Genomic DNA, 17,616 nt, shown 5'->3' with positions numbered 1-17,616 from the left:
CTCACGCAAACTCCGGCAACGTCGCATCGATCGCATCGGCCAGCGTATTGAACGCCGGCGCGATCTCCTCATCCGGCACGCACGCGTAGCCGATCAGCAAACCCGACGGCGCCAGCGACGGCTGCGCGTAGTATCCCGACAAAGGCCGCACGACGATATTGCGCTCCAGCGCCGCGGCGGCCACCCGCCGGTCGTCGCTGCCGTCGGGCAACTGCATCACCAGATGCAGGCCGGCGTCGCCGCCCACGGCCGGCAACGCGTCGCCGTAACGCTGCGCGGCGGCATCGAGCAGCGTCTGGCGGCGCTGTCCGTAGAGCGTGCGCATCTTGCGGATATGCGACGTGAAATGCCCTTCGGCAATGAACTCCGCGAGCATCGCCTGCTGCAACAGCTGCCCCTCGCGATACAACTCGGCGCTCGCGGTGGCAAAGCTCTCCGCCAGCGCCTCCGGCACGACGAGGTAGCCAATGCGCAAACCCGGAAACAGCGTCTTGCCGAAGCTGCCCACGTAGATCACCTGCCCCGACGTATCCAACCCTTGCAACGATGCCAGCGGCCGGCTGCCATAGCGGAACTCGCTGTCGTAATCGTCCTCGATGATCCAGCACTGGTTCTGCCGCGCATATTCGAGCAGCATGCGGCGCCGCGCGAGACTCATCACCATGCCGAGCGGGTATTGATGCGAAGGCGTGACGAGCATCAGCTTCGGCGGCTGCGCGAGGTCGTCGGCGGAAGGATTGATGCCTTCCTCGTCGACGGCGATCGGCCGCGATTGCAGGCCGGACACGTGGAGCACGCTACGCACGCCCCAATAACAGGGATCCTCGGTCCAGATCACGTCGCCCGGATCGGACAACAGGCGCACGGCGAGGTCGACCGACTGGTGAATCCCGGTCGTGATGATGATCTGCTCCGGCGTACAGCGCACCGAGCGCGAGGTGCGCAGATAGTCGGCCAGCGCGTGCCGCAGCGACGCCAGCCCGCCGCCCGGCGCGTACGTGAGCAGGTCCGGCCGCAGCCGGCGCCAATATTTGTTGTGCAAGCGGCTCCACACCCGCGCGGGAAATTTCGTGACGTCCGGCACGCCAGGCATGAACGCGCCCCACTGACGCTTGGACACGCCCGCGCCCGCCACCAGCCGCGCACCACGCGTGGAAAGCGCTCGCCTCGCCTGCAGCGGCAGCGGCTCCGGCCGCACGTCGGGCGCCACGGCATCGGGCACGCCGACGATCTCGTCCGGGGCGCTGTCGGCAACGAACGTGCCACGCCCGGTCGCCGAACTCACATAGCCTTCGAGCACGAGTTGCTCGTACACCTGCGTGACGGTATTGCGCCCGATGCCCAACTCCTGCGCCAGCAAACGCGACGACGGCACCTTGCTGCCCGGCGGCAGTTCGCGCGACAGGATCGCCTGCTGCAACAGCCGATGCAGTTGACGATAGATCGGCTGGCCATTGCCGCGGTCGAGGCGCTGGGCCAGCCAGTCGGACAAAACGCTCGCACGCATGGATTGGCTCCTATAATTTTATTGAAATGGCTCTGAAGTTAAGAGCCAAATCTCATTATAGTCGCTGCATGTGCTGCGCTGAGCGCGCGGCGTCCGCAAAACCGAGGAGCGAAGGAGATGACCATGAAGAATGCCGAACTGAAAAGCCGCAAAGACGCTGCCACACCGCGCGGCGTCGGAGTGATGTGCGATTTCTACGCCGAGCGCGCTGAAAACGCGGAATTGTGGGACGTCGAGGGCCGCCGTTTCATCGACTTCGCGGCCGGTATCGCCGTGTGCAACACGGGCCACCGTCATCCGAAGATCGTCGCCGCGATTCGCGATCAGCTCGATCATTTCACCCACACGGCGTATCAGATCGTGCCGTACGCGTCGTATGTCGAACTGGCCGAAAAACTCAACGAGCGCGCGCCGGGCGACCATCCGAAGAAAACTGCATTCTTCACGACCGGCGCCGAAGCTGTCGAAAACGCGATCAAGATCGCCCGCGCCGCGACCGGCCGCCCGGGCGTGATCGCCTTCACCGGCGGTTTCCACGGCCGCACGTTGATGGGCATGGCGCTGACGGGCAAGGTCGCGCCGTACAAGATCGGCTTTGGCCCGTTCCCGTCGGACGTGTTCCACGCCCCGTTCCCGAATCCGCTGCACGGCGTGACCACGGCCGACTCGCTGAAGGCCATCGAATTCCTGTTCAAGGCCGACATCGATCCGAAGCGCGTGGCCGCGATCATTTTCGAACCGGTTCAGGGCGAAGGCGGTTTCTATCCGGCGCCGGCCGAATTTGTGCGCGCCTTGCGCAAGCTGTGCAATGAGCACGGCATTCTGCTGATCGCCGACGAAGTCCAAACCGGTTTCGCACGCACCGGCAAGCTGTTCGCCATGCATCACTACGACGTGGTGCCCGATCTGATGACGGTCGCCAAGAGCCTCGCGGGCGGCATGCCGCTGTCGGGCGTGATCGGCCGCGCGGACGTGATGGATGCTGCCGCGCCTGGCGGGCTCGGCGGCACGTATGCGGGCAATCCTTTGGCCGTTGCCGCCGCGCATGCGGTGCTCGATATCATCGACGAAGAGAAGCTGTGCGAGCGCGCCACGGTGCTGGGTGACCGCGTCAAGGCCAAGCTGATCGCGCTGCAAAGCGAAGTGCCCCAGATCGCGGACGTGCGCGGCCCCGGCGGCATGGTTGCCGTCGAGTTCTGCAAGGCAGGCAGCACGGAGCCGGATGCGGAGTTCACCAAGCGCGTGCAGACTCGCGCGCTCGAACGCGGCTTGCTGCTGCTGGTGTGCGGCGTCTATTCGAACGTGGTGCGTTTCCTGTTCCCGCTCACGATTCAGGACGCGGTTTTCGACGAAGCCATGGCAATTCTCGGCGACGTGATCAAAGACAGCGTCGCGATCGCGGCTTGAGGATCGACACATGACCACGTTGACCCTGAAAGACCCGTCGCTGCTGAAAACGCACGCCTACATCGCAGGCGAATGGCAAGGCGCGGACGACGGCGCGACCTTCGAAGTGAAGAACCCCGCCACGGGCGAAGTCATTGCGACGGTGCCGCGCATGGGCACGGCGGAAACCCGCCGCGCGATCGATACGGCCAACGCCGCGTGGCCCGCATGGCGCGCCACGACCGCGAAGCAGCGCGCGGTGATCCTGCGCAAATGGCATGACCTGATGATCGAGAACGCCGACGATCTGGCGACGATCCTCACCACGGAACAAGGCAAGCCGCTCGCCGAAGCCAAGGGCGAAATCCAGTACGCCGCTTCGTTCCTGGAATGGTTCGCGGAAGAAGGCAAGCGCGTGAACGGCGACACGATCCCGACACCGGCGAATGACAAGCGCATCGTCGTGACGAAAGAACCGATCGGCGTTTGCGCGGCTATCACGCCGTGGAACTTCCCGGCCGCGATGATTACCCGCAAGGTCGGTCCGGCGCTCGCGGCGGGCTGCCCGATCATCGTCAAACCGGCTGAAGCCACGCCGCTCTCCGCGCTCGCGCTCGCCGTGCTGGCCGAGCGCGCCGGCGTGCCGCGCGGTGTGTTCAACGTCGTGACCGGCGAGCCGAAAGCCATTGGCGCGGAAATGACGGGCAATCCGATCGTGCGCAAGCTGTCGTTCACCGGCTCGACGCCGGTCGGCCGTCTGCTCATGGCGCAGTGCGCGCCGACGGTCAAGAAGGTGTCGCTCGAGCTCGGCGGCAACGCGCCGTTCATCGTATTCGACGACGCGGATCTGGATGCCGCGGTGGCCGGCGCGATTGCGTCGAAGTATCGCAATAGCGGCCAGACCTGCGTGTGCACGAACCGTTTCTATGTGCACGACAAGGTCTACGACGCGTTCGCCGAGAAACTGCGCGTCGCCGTCGAACAGCTGAAGGTGGGCCGCGGCACCGAAGACGGCGTCACGCAAGGTCCGCTGATCAATGAAGCGGCCGTGCTCAAGGTCGAGTCGCATATCGAAGACGCGCTCGCCAAAGGCGCGCGTATCTTGACCGGTGGCAAGCGTCATGCGCTCGGCCACGGCTTCTTCGAGCCGACGGTGCTCGCGGATGTCACGCCGGCCATGAAGGTCGCGCGCGACGAAACCTTCGGGCCGCTCGCGCCGCTGTTCCGCTTCTCGTCGGACGAGGAAGTGATCGGCCTTGCCAACGATACCGAGTTCGGCCTCGCGTCGTATTTCTATAGCCGCGATATCGGCCGCGTCTGGCGTGTCGCCGAAGCGCTCGAATACGGCATGGTCGGCATCAACACGGGCCTGATCTCGAACGAGGTCGCGCCGTTCGGCGGCGTCAAGCAATCGGGCCTGGGCCGCGAAGGGTCGCATTACGGCATCGACGATTACGTGGTCATCAAGTATATGTGTGTCGGTGGGATCTGAGCCTTACCGCCCAGGCTCGAATATTGGACTGACGCCGAAAGCTACGCCGACAGAATCCTGTTGCGCATAGCCTTCGTGAAATACACCCCGCGCGCGACTCGGTTCGCGCGCGAACTCCCCTCTCTATTCAGCGCTGCCGTCCGGCCAGCGATGCTCACGCCCCCTGCCAGCCTGCCGGGCTGCACGAAAACGCTCGCATGGCGTGCGCGCAGGCACCGCGTGCCACTTGCCACGCACCTGGGAAACCGCCCACAACCAAGGGTTTCACAGGACGAAACTTCCGCTGACATCCGCCGATAACTCGAAAAGGAACGCCCCGGGCGCAGGCCAGTCCACCGGCACCACGCGGCGGGCCCAGTCACGCGCCGCTTCGCCCGGCAACCGTGCGCGATTTCCATTCGTTTTCGAGAGGACTCACGATGCACAAGCTCAGTTTTACGCAAAAACTGTGGCTGCCGCTGATCATCAGCCTCGGCGCCCTGCTGGCCGTTTCGGTGTCGGCAGCGTGGCAGTCGCGCGAGACGCGCATCGAGGAACGTAAGCACGACCTCACCAACGTCGCGCACGTCGGGCTCAGCATCGTGGCGGAATACGGGGCGCTGGCGCAAAGCGGCGCGCTGTCGGAGGCGGACGCCCGCAAGCAGGCACTCGAACGCCTGCGCGGCATCCGCTATGGCGAAGACGGCTACTTTCTCGTCATCAACTCGACGCCGCGGATGGTGATGCATCCGATCAAGCCGGCGCTCGAAGGCAAGGATCTCGCGAACAGCGCCGATGCCGACGGCCGTCACCATTACGTGACGTTCGCGTCGGTCGCGCAGGCGCCGGAAGGTGGCTTCGTCGACTATGTGTTCCCGCATCCTGGCGCGGCGGCCGCGCAGGCGGTCGGCAAGATCGGCTACGTGGTGCGCTATGCGCCGTGGGACTGGATCATCGCGACCGGCGCCTATGTCGACGACATCGACGCTGCGTTCATGCAATCGCTGTGGCTGATCGGCGCGATCTTCGTGGCGGTGTCGGTGGTGCTCGTGACACTCGTCGCGCTCACGAACCGCAGCATCGTGCGCACGGTCGGCGGCGAACCGGCCTACGCTGCGAACGTGGCGGATGCGATCGCATCAGGCGACCTCACGGTGGCGATCCACACACGCGACGGCGACACGTCGAGCCTGCTGCACGTCATGCAGCGAATGCGCGATGCGCTGACGGGCACCGTCCGGCAGATCAAGCACGCCTCGGACAACGTCGCGTGCGGCGCGAACGAGATCGCGAACGGCAATGCGGATCTGTCGTCGCGCACCGAGAACCAGGCGGCCTCGTTGCAGGAAACGGCGTCGAGCATGGAGCAGATGGCAGCGATAGTCCGTCAGACTGCCGACCATGCGCGTACCGCGAGCGGGCTTGCGGCCAGCGCGGCGGATATCGCCAACCGCGGCGGCGACATGATCGGGCAAGCCGTCTCGGCAATGAAAGCCATCTCGACCGAATCGGGCCGCATGGTCGAGATCATCGCGACGATCGAAGGCATTGCGTTCCAGACCAACATCCTCGCATTGAATGCGGCGGTCGAAGCGGCGCGCGCGGGCGAACAGGGCCGTGGTTTCGCTGTCGTCGCGGGTGAGGTGCGCAGCCTCGCGCAGCGCAGCGCGACCGCGGCAAAGGAAATCCGCCAGTTGATCAGTCGTGCGGTGGACAGCGTCGGCAGCGGCGCGACCCTGGTCGAAAACACCGGTTCGACGATCGACCAGGCGCGCGACGCGATCATGCGCGTGACCGGCGTCGTGCAGGAGATCGCGGCGGCGGCCGCCGAGCAGAGCGCCGGCATCGACCAGGTGAACCTCGCGGTCACGCAGATGGACAGCATGACGCAGCAGAACGCGGCACTCGTCGAGCAGGCGGCAGCCGCGGCGCAGTCGCTGAAGGAGCAGGCAACGAGCCTGCAACGCGCGGCCGGCGCCTTCCATGTGGACGCCGAAGCCGGCACGAGCGGCGGCGCACCGGTACTATCCTTCTAATCCGGTTGCGAGACAGCCGCGATTACGGATGTACAAACCACGCCGCCGGCTGCAAGAATGCGGAGGCAACCGGCGCGCCACGATCCGATCCATGCACGGCGCCCTGCAACCTGAGCGAGGAGAAGGAGCATGTTCATGGGTAGGCTTGTCAAATCCCCAGCCGGCAACCGGAGCGCGCGACAGTGGCTGATAGCCGCGCTGCTGGCGGTGTTCAGCTGCCTTACCCAGAGCGCCTTCGCGCAAGCCGCCGACAATGCGGCGAGCCTGGGTGACAAATACCGGAGCCTGACGCAGCAACTGGCTCACAACCCGTTCCAGCGACCGCTGTACCTCGAATCGCAGGAGTTGCCCTCGGCACTCAAGGGCGATATTTACGGTGTGCTCGACTATCCGTTCGCGACGGTCAACGCTACGCTCAACGACCCGACTCAGGGGCCGGCCAACTGGTGCGACGTGCTGATCCTGCACCTGAACACCAAATACTGCCACGCATCGACGAGCGGGAGTGGTGCGGTCCTCGCGGTGAACATCGGCAAGAAAACCGAGGAATCGCTTTCCTCGTCGTACCGCGTGCAATTCGACTATCATCCGGTCGCGAGCAGCCCGGACTATCTTCGCGTGGAACTCTCCGCCGCCACGGGACCGCTGAGCACGAAAGACTACCGTATCGTGATGGAGGCGATACCCGTGGGCGATAACCGCACCTTTATCCATCTGACCTACGCCTACGGTTACGGCACGGCGGGACGGATTGCGATGAAAACCTATCTGGCGACGCTCGGCAGCGACAAGGTTGGCTTTTCTTCCGCGCCCGATCCGTCGACGGGCAAGTCGCAATTTATCGGCGGCGTGCGCGGTCTGGTCGAGCGCAATACCATGCGCTATTACCTCGCCATCGACGCCTATCTCGGTGCGCTTTCCAGCCCGCCTAACGCCCGTCTCGACAAACGCCTCACCGACTGGTTCGATGCGACCGAGCAGTATCCGCGGCAATTGCACGAGGTCAGCCGCGCCGACTATCTGCAAATGAAGCACAACGAGTATCAACGTCAGCAGACCGCGCAGTAGGTCGCGCGGCAGGTCGCTGCCGCCCGCACTGAGGGACGCCCCGGTCGGCTCCGCCAATCGCGGCCGCAGGTTGCGACGTGCGCGGGGAAAGGGACGTCATGCCTGCCCGCCCCCAAAAAAAGCTAAAGGTTCAAGGGCCGTCGGTCGTTATATGTACCATACGGTTAATTTTGCATGCCCGCGGCCGGCTACATCCCTATGAAAATTTCGACCAAACTGATTTTGATTGTCGGCACCGCCTTGGCAGGTGTCGTCAGCATCGCTGCGATCGCCCTGTCGCAACTCGACCATGCCCTGATCGAGAGCCGTCAGGCGCAGATTGAAACGCTGCTGACCAAAGCGGAACACCTCGTGCTGTACTACCAGTCGCTCGAAGCGAGCGGCAAGATGAGCCGCGACGACGCGCAGGCTGCCGCCAAGACGGCGCTCAGTCAGTTGAACGCGAACAGCCAGAGCTACTACTGGGTGACGAATACCGACAGCGTCAATCTGGTCCACCCGAACCCGAGTCTCGTCGGCACCAAAACCGGCGGCAACAAGACCACATCTGGCGACCTCACCGATACGCAGGCGTATCAGCAGGGACTTGCAAAGAATCACATTGCGCTGGTGGACGTGCTGATCAAGCGCTCTCAGGACGCTCCGCTCGTCGGCAAGCTGCAAGGCGTGGTCGCCATTCCGGCATGGCAATGGTGGATCGGCACGGGGTTCTTCTATGACGACATTAGCGCGGCGTACTGGAAACTCGCGAAAATGCTGATCGTGATTTCGCTTGCGATCTTTGCCGCGGTTGGCAGCATGGCGTGGGTCATGACGCGTAGCGTGAAGCGTGAATTAGGCGGCGAACCGGCCGATGCCGCGGCGTTTGCGGCGCAAATCGCGTCGGGCAATCTGGCCGCCGCGATCAAGCTGGAGTCGGGCGACCGCTCGAGTTTGCTGTACGCGTTGAGCCAGATGCGGCTGCAGTTGTGTGAACTGGTGAAGGGCATTCAGCATTCGAGCGATTCGATTGCGACCGGCTCGGGTGAAATCGCGCAAGGCAACACCGATCTGTCGCAACGTACCGAAGAGCAGGCTGCTTCGTTGCAGGAGACGGCGGCGAGCATGGAGCAGTTGACGGCGACCGTGAAGCAGAATGCCGACAACGCGCGGCAGGCGAGCCAGTTGGCGGTGCTCGCGACGGATGCCACCCAGCGCGGCGGCAATGCGGTCGATGAGGTGATCGGCACGATGCAGAGCATCGCCGACGAATCGCGCAAAATCGGCCAGATTATCACGGTCATCGAAGGCATCGCGTTCCAGACCAACATTCTCGCGCTCAATGCAGCGGTGGAAGCGGCACGGGCCGGCGAGGAAGGGCGCGGTTTTGCGGTGGTCGCGGGCGAAGTGCGCACGCTCGCGCAACGCAGCGCGGCGGCCGCGAAGGATATCAAGGAGCTGATCCATTCGTCCGTGGCGCGCGTTGACGACGGCACGGATCAGGTGGCGGTCGCGGGCGAACGGATGAGCGAGATCGTAGAGTCGATCCGGCGCGTGAGCGACATCATGGGCGAAATCGCCGCTGCGTCGATCGAGCAGAGCACCGGTATCGAGCAGGTGAATCGTGCGGTGTCGCAGATGGACGAGGTGACGCAGCAAAACGCGGCACTGGTCGAACAGGCGGCAGCGGCCGCGGCATCGCTCGATGAGCAGGCCGCGCGGTTGCAGACGATGGTCGGCACGTTCCGTATTCAGTAGCACGTTGGAGCGGTTCCCGGCGAACGCGGCATTTGCCGCAATCCACGCACCCGGTGCGCCGTTTCGCGAAGCGTCTCCATGGAGTAAGGGCCCGCCTCCATGTGGAAAGAAAACAAGGTATAGTCCGCAAGCGCAGGTATTTCGATTACCCCATTCTGATGGATGTGAATATGATTCCACTCGGTGCAGCATCCACCCTGCTCGGCGGCGTACGCAGCGCCATCAGTTCCGGGCTGTCGATGCTAACAGGCAAAAGCAGCACAGGTGAATCCAGCCAGTCGAGTTTTGCGGCGCATCTGAAGTCGGCAACAACATCGCAGAGCGGCTCTGGAAAAAGCGTGCATCACCTTCATGTACCTGCCGCAGGCAGTACGGTGAGCGCATTGGCCAGTTCTTCGTCTTCGCCAGTGCATGGCGCTGCTGGCGCCGGCGCGACACAGGGCGGCGCGGCCGGCTCGGTGATCAATACCAGCGCGTAAGCGACCGCCGATACCCGACAGGGTAACGCATTTACGATACGCGTTACCCTCGAGCCCTGTGCAAGCCCACAGACGCGGTTGGTCAATGTATACCCGTTCGAGAATGCGCCCCACGTGCTGTCCGTTACATTCCTCTGCACGCTTCATTGGCATTCCGACTCGACGTCCTCCTACGTATAGCCGTACCGTCAGCTTTCGTGATAGATGGCCGACACTCGTGCATTCTTCTTCAGCCTCGAAGATTCAGGCTCATCCTGCCTCGACGGACCCGACTTCACGTCCAGTCCTGTCAAAAACTTGATGCAATCCGCCGCCTGCGTCCGCAGCCTGTTTCGAAAGACTAAACTCAATCCCGGTCTTTCGAGGGGGTCTGTCTCAGGCGAACCCCACCCCTCGAATTTTTAGCCTGCCGCTCCCCCGGGCGGCAGGCTCTTTTTCGTCCGAATTAGTCTTCGTGGCAAAGCTTCATGAATAGCCGCAGAGCGCCCGCGCGCTTCGAAGGCAGTGCTCTGTGAGCGCCATATGATCGACCATCGATCTCGGGAAGTAGTTGCTGGGCGATATTGACAAAAGCATGGTCGCATCCGCCACGTCATTGCCGGCTTCTAACCAGAGCGGCTTGTCATGGCGCGCCAATCGAGTGCCTCACACGCAACCGCCGTTCGCTTCTTTGTCTTTCCACGTAAGGCTTTTCGGCGCATTTGAATATCTCATCGACGATGCCTCCATGCGATCCCAGCCTCTTCCGAAGCGCCCTTGCGGCGCCAAGCGAAATCACCCTTAGTTGTGCGAGACTTCCATCGACCAGAACTCGTGTCCTTCACTACCGGGGTCGACATGGATGAAAGAGTGACGTTCGTGTACGAGTACAAGGGCGGATTCGGCACCTACCGCACGACGGGCTCACGCGCAGCCCAGCAACTTCCTCTCGTAGGCGACAACGTCACGATGAAGGTCGACGAAATGGGATTCGACGGCATTCTCAAGGTCAAGTCACGGCTTTTCCACTACGACAAGGCGGGCTCGTTGACCGTCATTCTAAGTCTGTCCCATACCGTCGCCTGAAAGGCCGGTTGCCCGCACTACCTTTTTGAATAGAGACACTCATGGAAGATATTCAACAGATGCGGATGCAACTTCTCGCATACCAGACGCTGATTGCGGCGCTGCTGGCGAAAACATCGCCGACCATCGGCGAACTCGAACGGGTGCGTCGTGCGATCCGGCGCAGCGCGACGTTTCATCCGATGGAGGAGCATAGTCGCGACTCGGCGGGTGAATACGCGGCGGCGATCGAAGACGTGTTTCTCTCCGCATCGATGGTCATTCAGGATCTAAGAGAACCTTCGGCCGCGTCCTGACGGCGACCTTTGCGCCCTTGCTCTCACGGACGAGTCGGCTACCTATGCCGTGGTTCGAAACAGTCCGTCCCGCATCGCATTCGAGGAAACCATGCAGCTACCCAGCGTCGATAATTTTGTCAAAGACCCGAGGCTCGGCATCACGTACAACATTTGCGCCTATCGCAAGCTCTCTGGAGAAGAGATGATGCGCGCCGTGCAGGTATTTACCCAGCAACAAGGAGGTTATCGCCCTAGGCAAGGCGCGGTCGTCAAGATCTTCTCGGTGATTGGACTCAATGACAGTTAGCCGTGTCGGGTCACGATGGATCGCATGGCAGTCGTGTGAGCGGCCGCTGCATTGCCGCTTCGCCAGATGGCGATTCAAACCGGATGCGCCAACACAGACGCACTGCGCAACGAGTGCACCCATTGGGAAGCCGTGACGCAGTGACGCCGGCGCGCAACCGGGTTAATTCAACCTCGAAAGGAGATCGGTAACGCTCACGTTGGGCAATTGTTTGACGATCATGTCCCAGAAGATCGCATCGTGCATCGCGCGCGCTTCCTCGGCCGTTTTCCAGTGCCGCGCGCCGACGATCGAATCGGCGGTTTCGCTGGCGGCGTCAACGATGGTTTTGATGTCTTCTTTGTGCATGAACGGATGAACGGCTACGCGGGCGCTTATTTAGGCTCTTGCGCAATCGTTTGCCTAAAAGTCTGTGAGCCAACCTTTCCAAGCATGCCCTCGACGCTGCCGGGTCGATCCTCAGATCAGAACGCATATGCCGGCGACCGACGCAACTCTATCAATTCCGGTTCGGCCTGCAATGTTCTGGCAGTTACCGACAAGATTCTGTCCGAGCGTGACCTGCCGCGTTTGCCTCGTGGGCCGGATTTTCTTAGGCATATGTGACGACATGCCATTCTTCCCGCGCATACAAACGGCCACACAATCGCCACACAAACGCAGCGCCACCTCAAATACGAGGCCCATTCATTTGAACACACGATTTCAGCAAAGGCACCATGCACCCGGTCCCGCTTTTCTCCGGATATGGCTTGCGCACATTCAATTTTTGGCTGATATATGCACCGCAATGACGAATTCGCCAGCCATTCAATGTCGCCAACTGCCAACCTCCTGGCGGAATCGGCAATACAATAATGGCGTCAGTATCATTTGCATAACATACGCCGACAAACAGATATGACAGGGTGTCGAGAGAACGCCTTTGTTGGCCACAACATTCCGGGGAAAAACCAAATGGAGCTGTTAGAAACTGAGCCGCGTAGCTCGAGGCAAAGCGCCCTGCCGCCGCAAACAGGCGCGCTGACTCGCGTCGATATCGCGCTGTTCAATGACTTTGCGCTGCCGAAGGTCGCGGCGCTCATTGAAATCTTCCACAAGGCGAACGCACTCGCCGCGTCGAAACGCTGGGGCCGTGCACGTTATGACGTCTCGCTGCTTTCCGCCGCGGGCGGCCGCATTGCGAGTTCGTCGTCGGTGTTCGTCTGGACCGAGAGCGTCGACGCATACAGGGGCACGAACGACACGCACGTCGTGTTCATCGCCGGCGGCGCGGGCGCACAACACGCGTGCATCGATGAACGCCTGCGCAACTGGTTGCGTCACCGCCATCCACTCAGCGAAATCGTCCATCCCGTTGCCGAGGGTGAGTTGTTGCTGGAGGCAGCAGGGCTTTCCAGCCGTTACGGTTCGCCGCTGCGCGGCGGCACAGAAGTATCCGACACGGCGCCCGCGGGGTCGCGGCGCGTGGCGCCGACGGCCGTGAGCGTGGCATTGCGCACGATCGAACGAGACCTTGGGCCGGAGCTGGCTCGCCAGGTGGCCGATTCCATCGCACCCCAACAGGAAACGCCGTTCAGTGCCTCCATAGCCCGCAGCTCGGCGCCCAATGTGAGCGAAAAAATCATGGCCTCGGCCCGTTGGCTGGAGGCCAACATAGATCGTCCGATCTCGATCGACGACGCGGCGCGCCTCGCGGCCATGAGCGAGCGCAACTTCTTGCGGCGCTTCAGAAACGAGATTGGCATGACGCCTTCCGACTATCTGCTTCGTGCGCGTCTGAACCTCAGTTGCCGGATGCTCGTAGAGTCGCGTTTACCCATCGACAAGATAGCGCGGCGCTGCGGGATCGGCAGCGGCGGTCAGTTATCCAAGCTGTTCAGAAAGTATCTGTCGACCACGCCCACCGACTACCGTCAGACCCAAGAAGTCTTCTGCCCAGAGTAACCACGCCAGCGCGCTGTCCGACTGGCCCTACAGGGGCCGCAGCTATCTGCTGCAATTCAATTTGACGAGAGACCCGCGGCGCCGCGAATCCGAGACCGATAGAGAAGCCGCCTGCGCTCGCGATTGCTTTAGGCGTCGCGCGCGAGCCGCGTCGATCTGCGGCACACGCTCCGTCGCGCGTCAATGCTCCATAAATTTTCTTTGAAAAGATTGGTAACTTATGCCAATGCTCTTTTCGACCGCCAATTCATTTAATTGAGTCGGGTAAGCGAGCGTCATTGAAACGGAAATCCGTTTTCATCGAGTACGCCTTTTCACATAGCGAGCTCTCCAGCTGTATTCACTCCCCCCGGCACAAAAAGGCGTTCGGGAATGCCCCGCGCTGCCCCGCGGCAGTGGTTACATTCCAGCCCGGCAAATTTCCGCTTAGCCCTTCTTGATCGATTCAGACAAGAACGTGGTTGAATCAGACGCTTTCATCTGATCAAAGCTTCCCGCGAATATGATGCACTGCAGAAAACCTAATTTCCATAATAGTGCCGGGGGCCAGCGGTATGGAATATGCGACTGATATAACGAGGAAATCAATTCATTTCATGATGAGCCGCAGCATCGGCTTGGCACGCCGTCGCAGACAGGTTGTGATTCTCCTTTTCGAAGGATTTTCGCTGATTCACATGGGGCGGCTGGCCGAGACATTCAGTCTTGCGAACCGTCTTCGCGATCCTGAGAACGCAGTGCACAACTACTACGAATTGGAGTTGCTGTCCGCGAGCGGCGGTGCCATCCGCTCGTCGTCGGGCGTGTTGATCTGGACCGACGCGGTCGACGCGCATTACGCCAAGGACGTGCATGCGCTGTTCGCGCTCGGCAGCGCCACGGCTTTACCTGCCGCAAACGACGAACGGCTGCTCTCCTGGCTGCGCAATACCTATCCGCACGCGCAGGTGGTTCAAGGCATCGGCGGGGGTCACGGCGCGCTCGAAATGGCCGGACTCGAGCCGAAGGACGTCGCGCCGACGGAAATGGCCGGCCTGTCGATGCCGCAGATTGCACTATCCGCCACGAAAACGGCTGGCATGGATACCGACGCAGGGGGCGCGCTGACCAGCGCGCTGTCCGTGGTCAAGCGTGATTGCGGCTACGAGACAGCCAGCCAAGTCGCGCACGACCTGCTGCTCGCCACGCCGAAGCGGTTCACCCAATCGGTCTTCGATTCGCGCGAAGCACGCGCCAGCGACCTCATTCGATCGTCGGCGCATCACCTGCGCGTCAACAGTGAGAACCGCGTGTCGATTGCGGAAGCTGCTCAGCGCGTCGCGATGAGCGAGCGCAATTTCCTGCGCCGCTTCAAGCAGGAGATCGGCGTGACGCCGACAGAGTTCGTCCTGCGAGTGCGCCTTGAAAAAGCCTGCCATATGTTGGTGGACACGGACCTGCCAGCAGACAAGATTGCGCGACGCACGGGACTCGGCAGCGGCGATCGGCTCGCGAAGCTGTTCCGCCAGCATCTGTCGATTTCACCGACGGAGTATCGAACGATCGAACGCAACCGCCTCGCGGATAACGATTCGCCCCAACCGGACGCGGTCAGGCGGATGCGCCGCCCCGCTTCGTAAAGATAGAGAAATCGCGGGACCGCTCACTCCCCGCCTCCACGGAGATTCTCATGAAACAAGCTGTCGCCCGCCTTGTCGATACCGGGTGCATTGCGCTCGCCGCTGTCGTATCGGCCCATATCGCCGCTGTGCGGGGCCCGGAAAACAGACCACTGCAATTGCTGTTTGCCATTGTGATCCTGATATCGTCAACCGCCTTGTTGCCAGCGCTCGGCATTTACGCTGTAGCGCCGGCTCGGGCGCTACAGCGTCTATACACGAGACTGCTTCCGGCATGGCTCGCCTTGCAGTTCGCCGGCCTGCTGCTTCTGCTGTCGATGCACCGGCAGGAAACCGCGCTGGTTTCGTGGGTCGCATGGTGGACGGGTATCGGCGCGGTACTGATCGCGTCGTGGCGGCTGGCCGCTTCCGAGTTGCAGTTCCCGCTGCACAGTTTCAGGCTGCATGTGCGCAATGTCGTGGTCGTGGGCCACGGCGAATACCTGAAGCAGATCGTCGCGAAGGTCGACTCCAGCCATCAGAGGAATTTCCGGGTCGCGGATGTGGTCGAGTTGCACGGCTCCGACGGACGCACCGGTGCCGGCGCGGACGCCAGCAAGCATCGCGACATGGAACTCGCTCGCCTCGCGGCACTGGCGGGGTCCGGCGGGGTACACGAAGTGTGGCTTGCGTTGCCGTTATCCGCGCACGCAGCGGCGGCCCATTGCATCGAAGTGCTGAAGAGCACGCTGGTGGAAATACGGCTCATGCCCGACTTCATGCCGCTTGGCCTGTATGCCGGCGTCGCATCGCTCGACACCCTCGACATCCCATCGCTCAGTCTGTCGCCGTCTGCCATTTCCGGCGAAACAATGACCGGTAAGGAAATTTTTGACAGGACGTTCGCACTTGCCGCGCTCATCGGACTTGCCCCGCTGTTCGTCGTGATTGCGATCGCAATCAAGCTGTCGTCGCCGGGGCCGGTCTTTTTCCGGCAGCGCCGCAAGGGTCTGAAGGGTCGCCCCTTCTGGATCTACAAGTTTCGTTCGATGCGGGTTCATTCGGAAGAGCGTGGCGTGGTGCGTCAGGCAACCCGCAACGACTGTCGCATCACGCAAGTGGGTCGCTTCCTGCGCCGCACGAGTCTCGACGAATTGCCGCAATTCATCAATGTGCTGCGCGGCGAAATGTCGATTGTCGGTCCCCGTCCACACGCGCTCGAGCACGACGATCTTTACGAGCCGTTGATCTCCGGCTACCTGGACCGCTACCGGATCAAACCTGGCATTACAGGATGGGCACAGATCAACGGCTTCCGCGGCGAGACGGACGCGCTGGAGAAGATGGCCGGACGTGTCGAATACGACCTGTATTACCTGCGCCATCGCTCGTTCTGGATGGATATCAAGATCGTGCTGCGCACCGTCGTTCGCGGGTTCTTCGGCAAACAGGCCTACTAATCATCACGTGGAGCCGTGGACCGCGAGAAGGAGGTCGGCGAGCCCAATCAAAGGAATCGGAGTGAAGCAATTGAAAGTCAGGTCCAACGCGCTGCGTCGCCGCGGTATCAAGATGTTTTCCATGAGCCGGCTGGCATGGATCGCGGCGCTCCAACTCGCCCTGTCCGCCTGCACGATAGCGCCCGGCATGAAGATGCAGAAGGCACCCAGTTTGCCGATGACCAGTGCGACTGAACAGGCACCGGCAGAACAGTTGCCGGTGCCGATGACCGAAGTGACCTTGTCGTCGATCGATGTAATCAGAAACGAAGCCGAACGTCGTGACGATGCCAGCGCGAGCGCCCTGCTCGGTCGCAGTCATGCCTATACGATCGGCGGCGGGGATGTCTTGCAGATCACTGTCTGGGATCATCCGGAACTGGCCGCAGCGCTCGGTGCCCAGCCGCCCGCGAACGCCCGCACGTATGACCCGCCGCCAGGGTTTGTCGTCGACGACGCCGGTTATCTACAGTTTCCGTTCGTCGGCAATATTCATGTCGAGGGCATGAAGGTCGATGAGGTACAACGCAAGCTCGCGACGGAACTGGGTAAGTCGTTCCACGACCCGCAGGTGACGGTGCGCATTGCGTCATTTCGCGCGAAGCAGGTGTATGTTGACGGCGAAGTCCGCACGCCGGGAGCGCAATCCATCAACGATATCCCGACCACGCTGTACGACGCGATCAGTCACGCGGGCGGCTTCAGTTCCGCGGCGGACCAGAGCCGCATTACGCTGACCCGCAACAGCCGTTCGTACGACATCAACTTCACGGGCATGCTGCAACGCGGCTTGAATCCGTCGACCATTATGCTGCGTCCCGGCGATCTGATACGTGTGTCAGCCCGGGAAGAAAACGGCGTGTTCGTGCTGGGCGAGGTCACCAAGCCCGTTACCGCGCTGCCGCTTCGGAGCGGTCAACTGACGCTGAGCGACGCACTTTCGCAGGCGGGCAGCATCAACTCGGCGACCGCGGACGCAGCGCAACTGTACGTGATCCGCGGGCTCGGCAAGGACGCACGCGTGTTTCACCTCGACGCCGCGTCGCCCGTTTCGATGATCCTCGCCAACCGGTTCGAACTGCAACCGAAGGACGTCGTCTATGTCGACGGCAACGGGCTGGTCCGCTTCAGCCGTGTGCTGAGTCTTCTGCTTCCCGCCATCAACGCGGGCCTGACCGCGGGGCTGGTGACGAAATGACCACGAGTTCGCGATTCCTTCCCAACCGGCGCGCGACGGT

Annotated in this window: 15 protein-coding genes; 14 read left to right on the top strand and 1 reads right to left on the bottom strand. The window is 62.2% G+C overall.

The window, feature by feature from the left end; all coding sequences use genetic code 11:
- Nucleotide 1: 1 nt before the first annotated feature.
- Nucleotides 2–1,507, bottom strand: coding sequence for a MocR-like pyridoxine biosynthesis transcription factor PdxR (gene pdxR, locus AC57B1_RS27530; protein ID WP_496419246.1), 1,506 nt, complete (start codon nucleotides 1,505–1,507; stop codon nucleotides 2–4).
- Nucleotides 1,508–1,630: 123 nt separating this feature from the next.
- Between pdxR and AC57B1_RS27525 the strand changes: the two genes are divergently transcribed.
- From AC57B1_RS27525 to AC57B1_RS27460, 14 genes are all read left to right on the top strand, one after another.
- Nucleotides 1,631–2,914: a 4-aminobutyrate--2-oxoglutarate transaminase gene (locus AC57B1_RS27525; protein ID WP_408182875.1), complete on the top strand. Its 1,284-nt coding sequence runs from the start codon at nucleotides 1,631–1,633 to the stop codon at nucleotides 2,912–2,914.
- Between the two features lie 10 nt (nucleotides 2,915–2,924).
- The gene (gabD, locus tag AC57B1_RS27520) at nucleotides 2,925–4,385 is read left to right on the top strand and encodes an NADP-dependent succinate-semialdehyde dehydrogenase (RefSeq protein ID WP_408342520.1); all 1,461 of its coding nucleotides are present in this window, start codon (nucleotides 2,925–2,927) and stop codon (nucleotides 4,383–4,385) included.
- Nucleotides 4,386–4,804: 419 nt separating this feature from the next.
- A complete protein-coding gene (locus AC57B1_RS27515) occupies nucleotides 4,805–6,400 on the top strand; it encodes a methyl-accepting chemotaxis protein (protein WP_496419245.1) in 1,596 nt (531 codons plus the stop codon).
- A 135-nt stretch (nucleotides 6,401–6,535) separates the two neighbouring features.
- On the top strand, nucleotides 6,536–7,468 hold the full coding sequence (locus AC57B1_RS27510; protein ID WP_408342516.1) for a hypothetical protein: 933 nt from the start codon (nucleotides 6,536–6,538) through the stop codon (nucleotides 7,466–7,468).
- 198 nt (nucleotides 7,469–7,666) lie between these two features.
- A complete protein-coding gene (locus AC57B1_RS27505; protein WP_408342514.1) occupies nucleotides 7,667–9,205 on the top strand; it encodes a methyl-accepting chemotaxis protein in 1,539 nt (512 codons plus the stop codon).
- Nucleotides 9,206–9,306: 101 nt separating this feature from the next.
- Nucleotides 9,307–9,684 (top strand): hypothetical protein, encoded by a 378-nt coding sequence (locus AC57B1_RS27500; RefSeq protein ID WP_408342512.1) that lies wholly within the window; start codon nucleotides 9,307–9,309, stop codon nucleotides 9,682–9,684.
- A gap of 837 nt (nucleotides 9,685–10,521) precedes the next feature.
- Nucleotides 10,522–10,749 (top strand): hypothetical protein, encoded by a 228-nt coding sequence (locus AC57B1_RS27495; protein WP_496419244.1) that lies wholly within the window; start codon nucleotides 10,522–10,524, stop codon nucleotides 10,747–10,749.
- Nucleotides 10,750–10,790: 41 nt separating this feature from the next.
- Entirely contained in the window at nucleotides 10,791–11,045 is a 255-nt protein-coding gene (locus AC57B1_RS27490) for a hypothetical protein (protein WP_496419243.1), read from the top strand.
- A gap of 91 nt (nucleotides 11,046–11,136) precedes the next feature.
- A complete protein-coding gene (locus AC57B1_RS27485; RefSeq protein ID WP_496419242.1) occupies nucleotides 11,137–11,334 on the top strand; it encodes a hypothetical protein in 198 nt (65 codons plus the stop codon).
- Nucleotides 11,335–11,541: 207 nt separating this feature from the next.
- On the top strand, nucleotides 11,542–11,940 hold the full coding sequence (locus AC57B1_RS27480) for a hypothetical protein (protein ID WP_496419241.1): 399 nt from the start codon (nucleotides 11,542–11,544) through the stop codon (nucleotides 11,938–11,940).
- Between the two features lie 351 nt (nucleotides 11,941–12,291).
- Nucleotides 12,292–13,281, top strand: a complete 990-nt coding sequence (locus AC57B1_RS27475; RefSeq protein WP_496419336.1) for a GlxA family transcriptional regulator — start codon at nucleotides 12,292–12,294, stop codon at nucleotides 13,279–13,281.
- Nucleotides 13,282–13,880: 599 nt separating this feature from the next.
- Entirely contained in the window at nucleotides 13,881–14,900 is a 1,020-nt protein-coding gene (locus AC57B1_RS27470; protein WP_496419335.1) for a GlxA family transcriptional regulator, read from the top strand.
- A 50-nt stretch (nucleotides 14,901–14,950) separates the two neighbouring features.
- Entirely contained in the window at nucleotides 14,951–16,339 is a 1,389-nt protein-coding gene (locus AC57B1_RS27465) for an undecaprenyl-phosphate glucose phosphotransferase (protein ID WP_496419240.1), read from the top strand.
- A 112-nt stretch (nucleotides 16,340–16,451) separates the two neighbouring features.
- The gene (locus AC57B1_RS27460) at nucleotides 16,452–17,576 is read left to right on the top strand and encodes a polysaccharide biosynthesis/export family protein (RefSeq protein ID WP_496419334.1); all 1,125 of its coding nucleotides are present in this window, start codon (nucleotides 16,452–16,454) and stop codon (nucleotides 17,574–17,576) included.
- The last annotated feature ends 40 nt before the right edge of the window (nucleotides 17,577–17,616 follow it).

This window comes from Paraburkholderia sp. BGA-UO-ETr-F21 (assembly GCF_059567925.1).
Note: the sequence above shows the minus strand (reverse complement) of the source record. Positions and strands in the feature narration are given on the sequence as shown.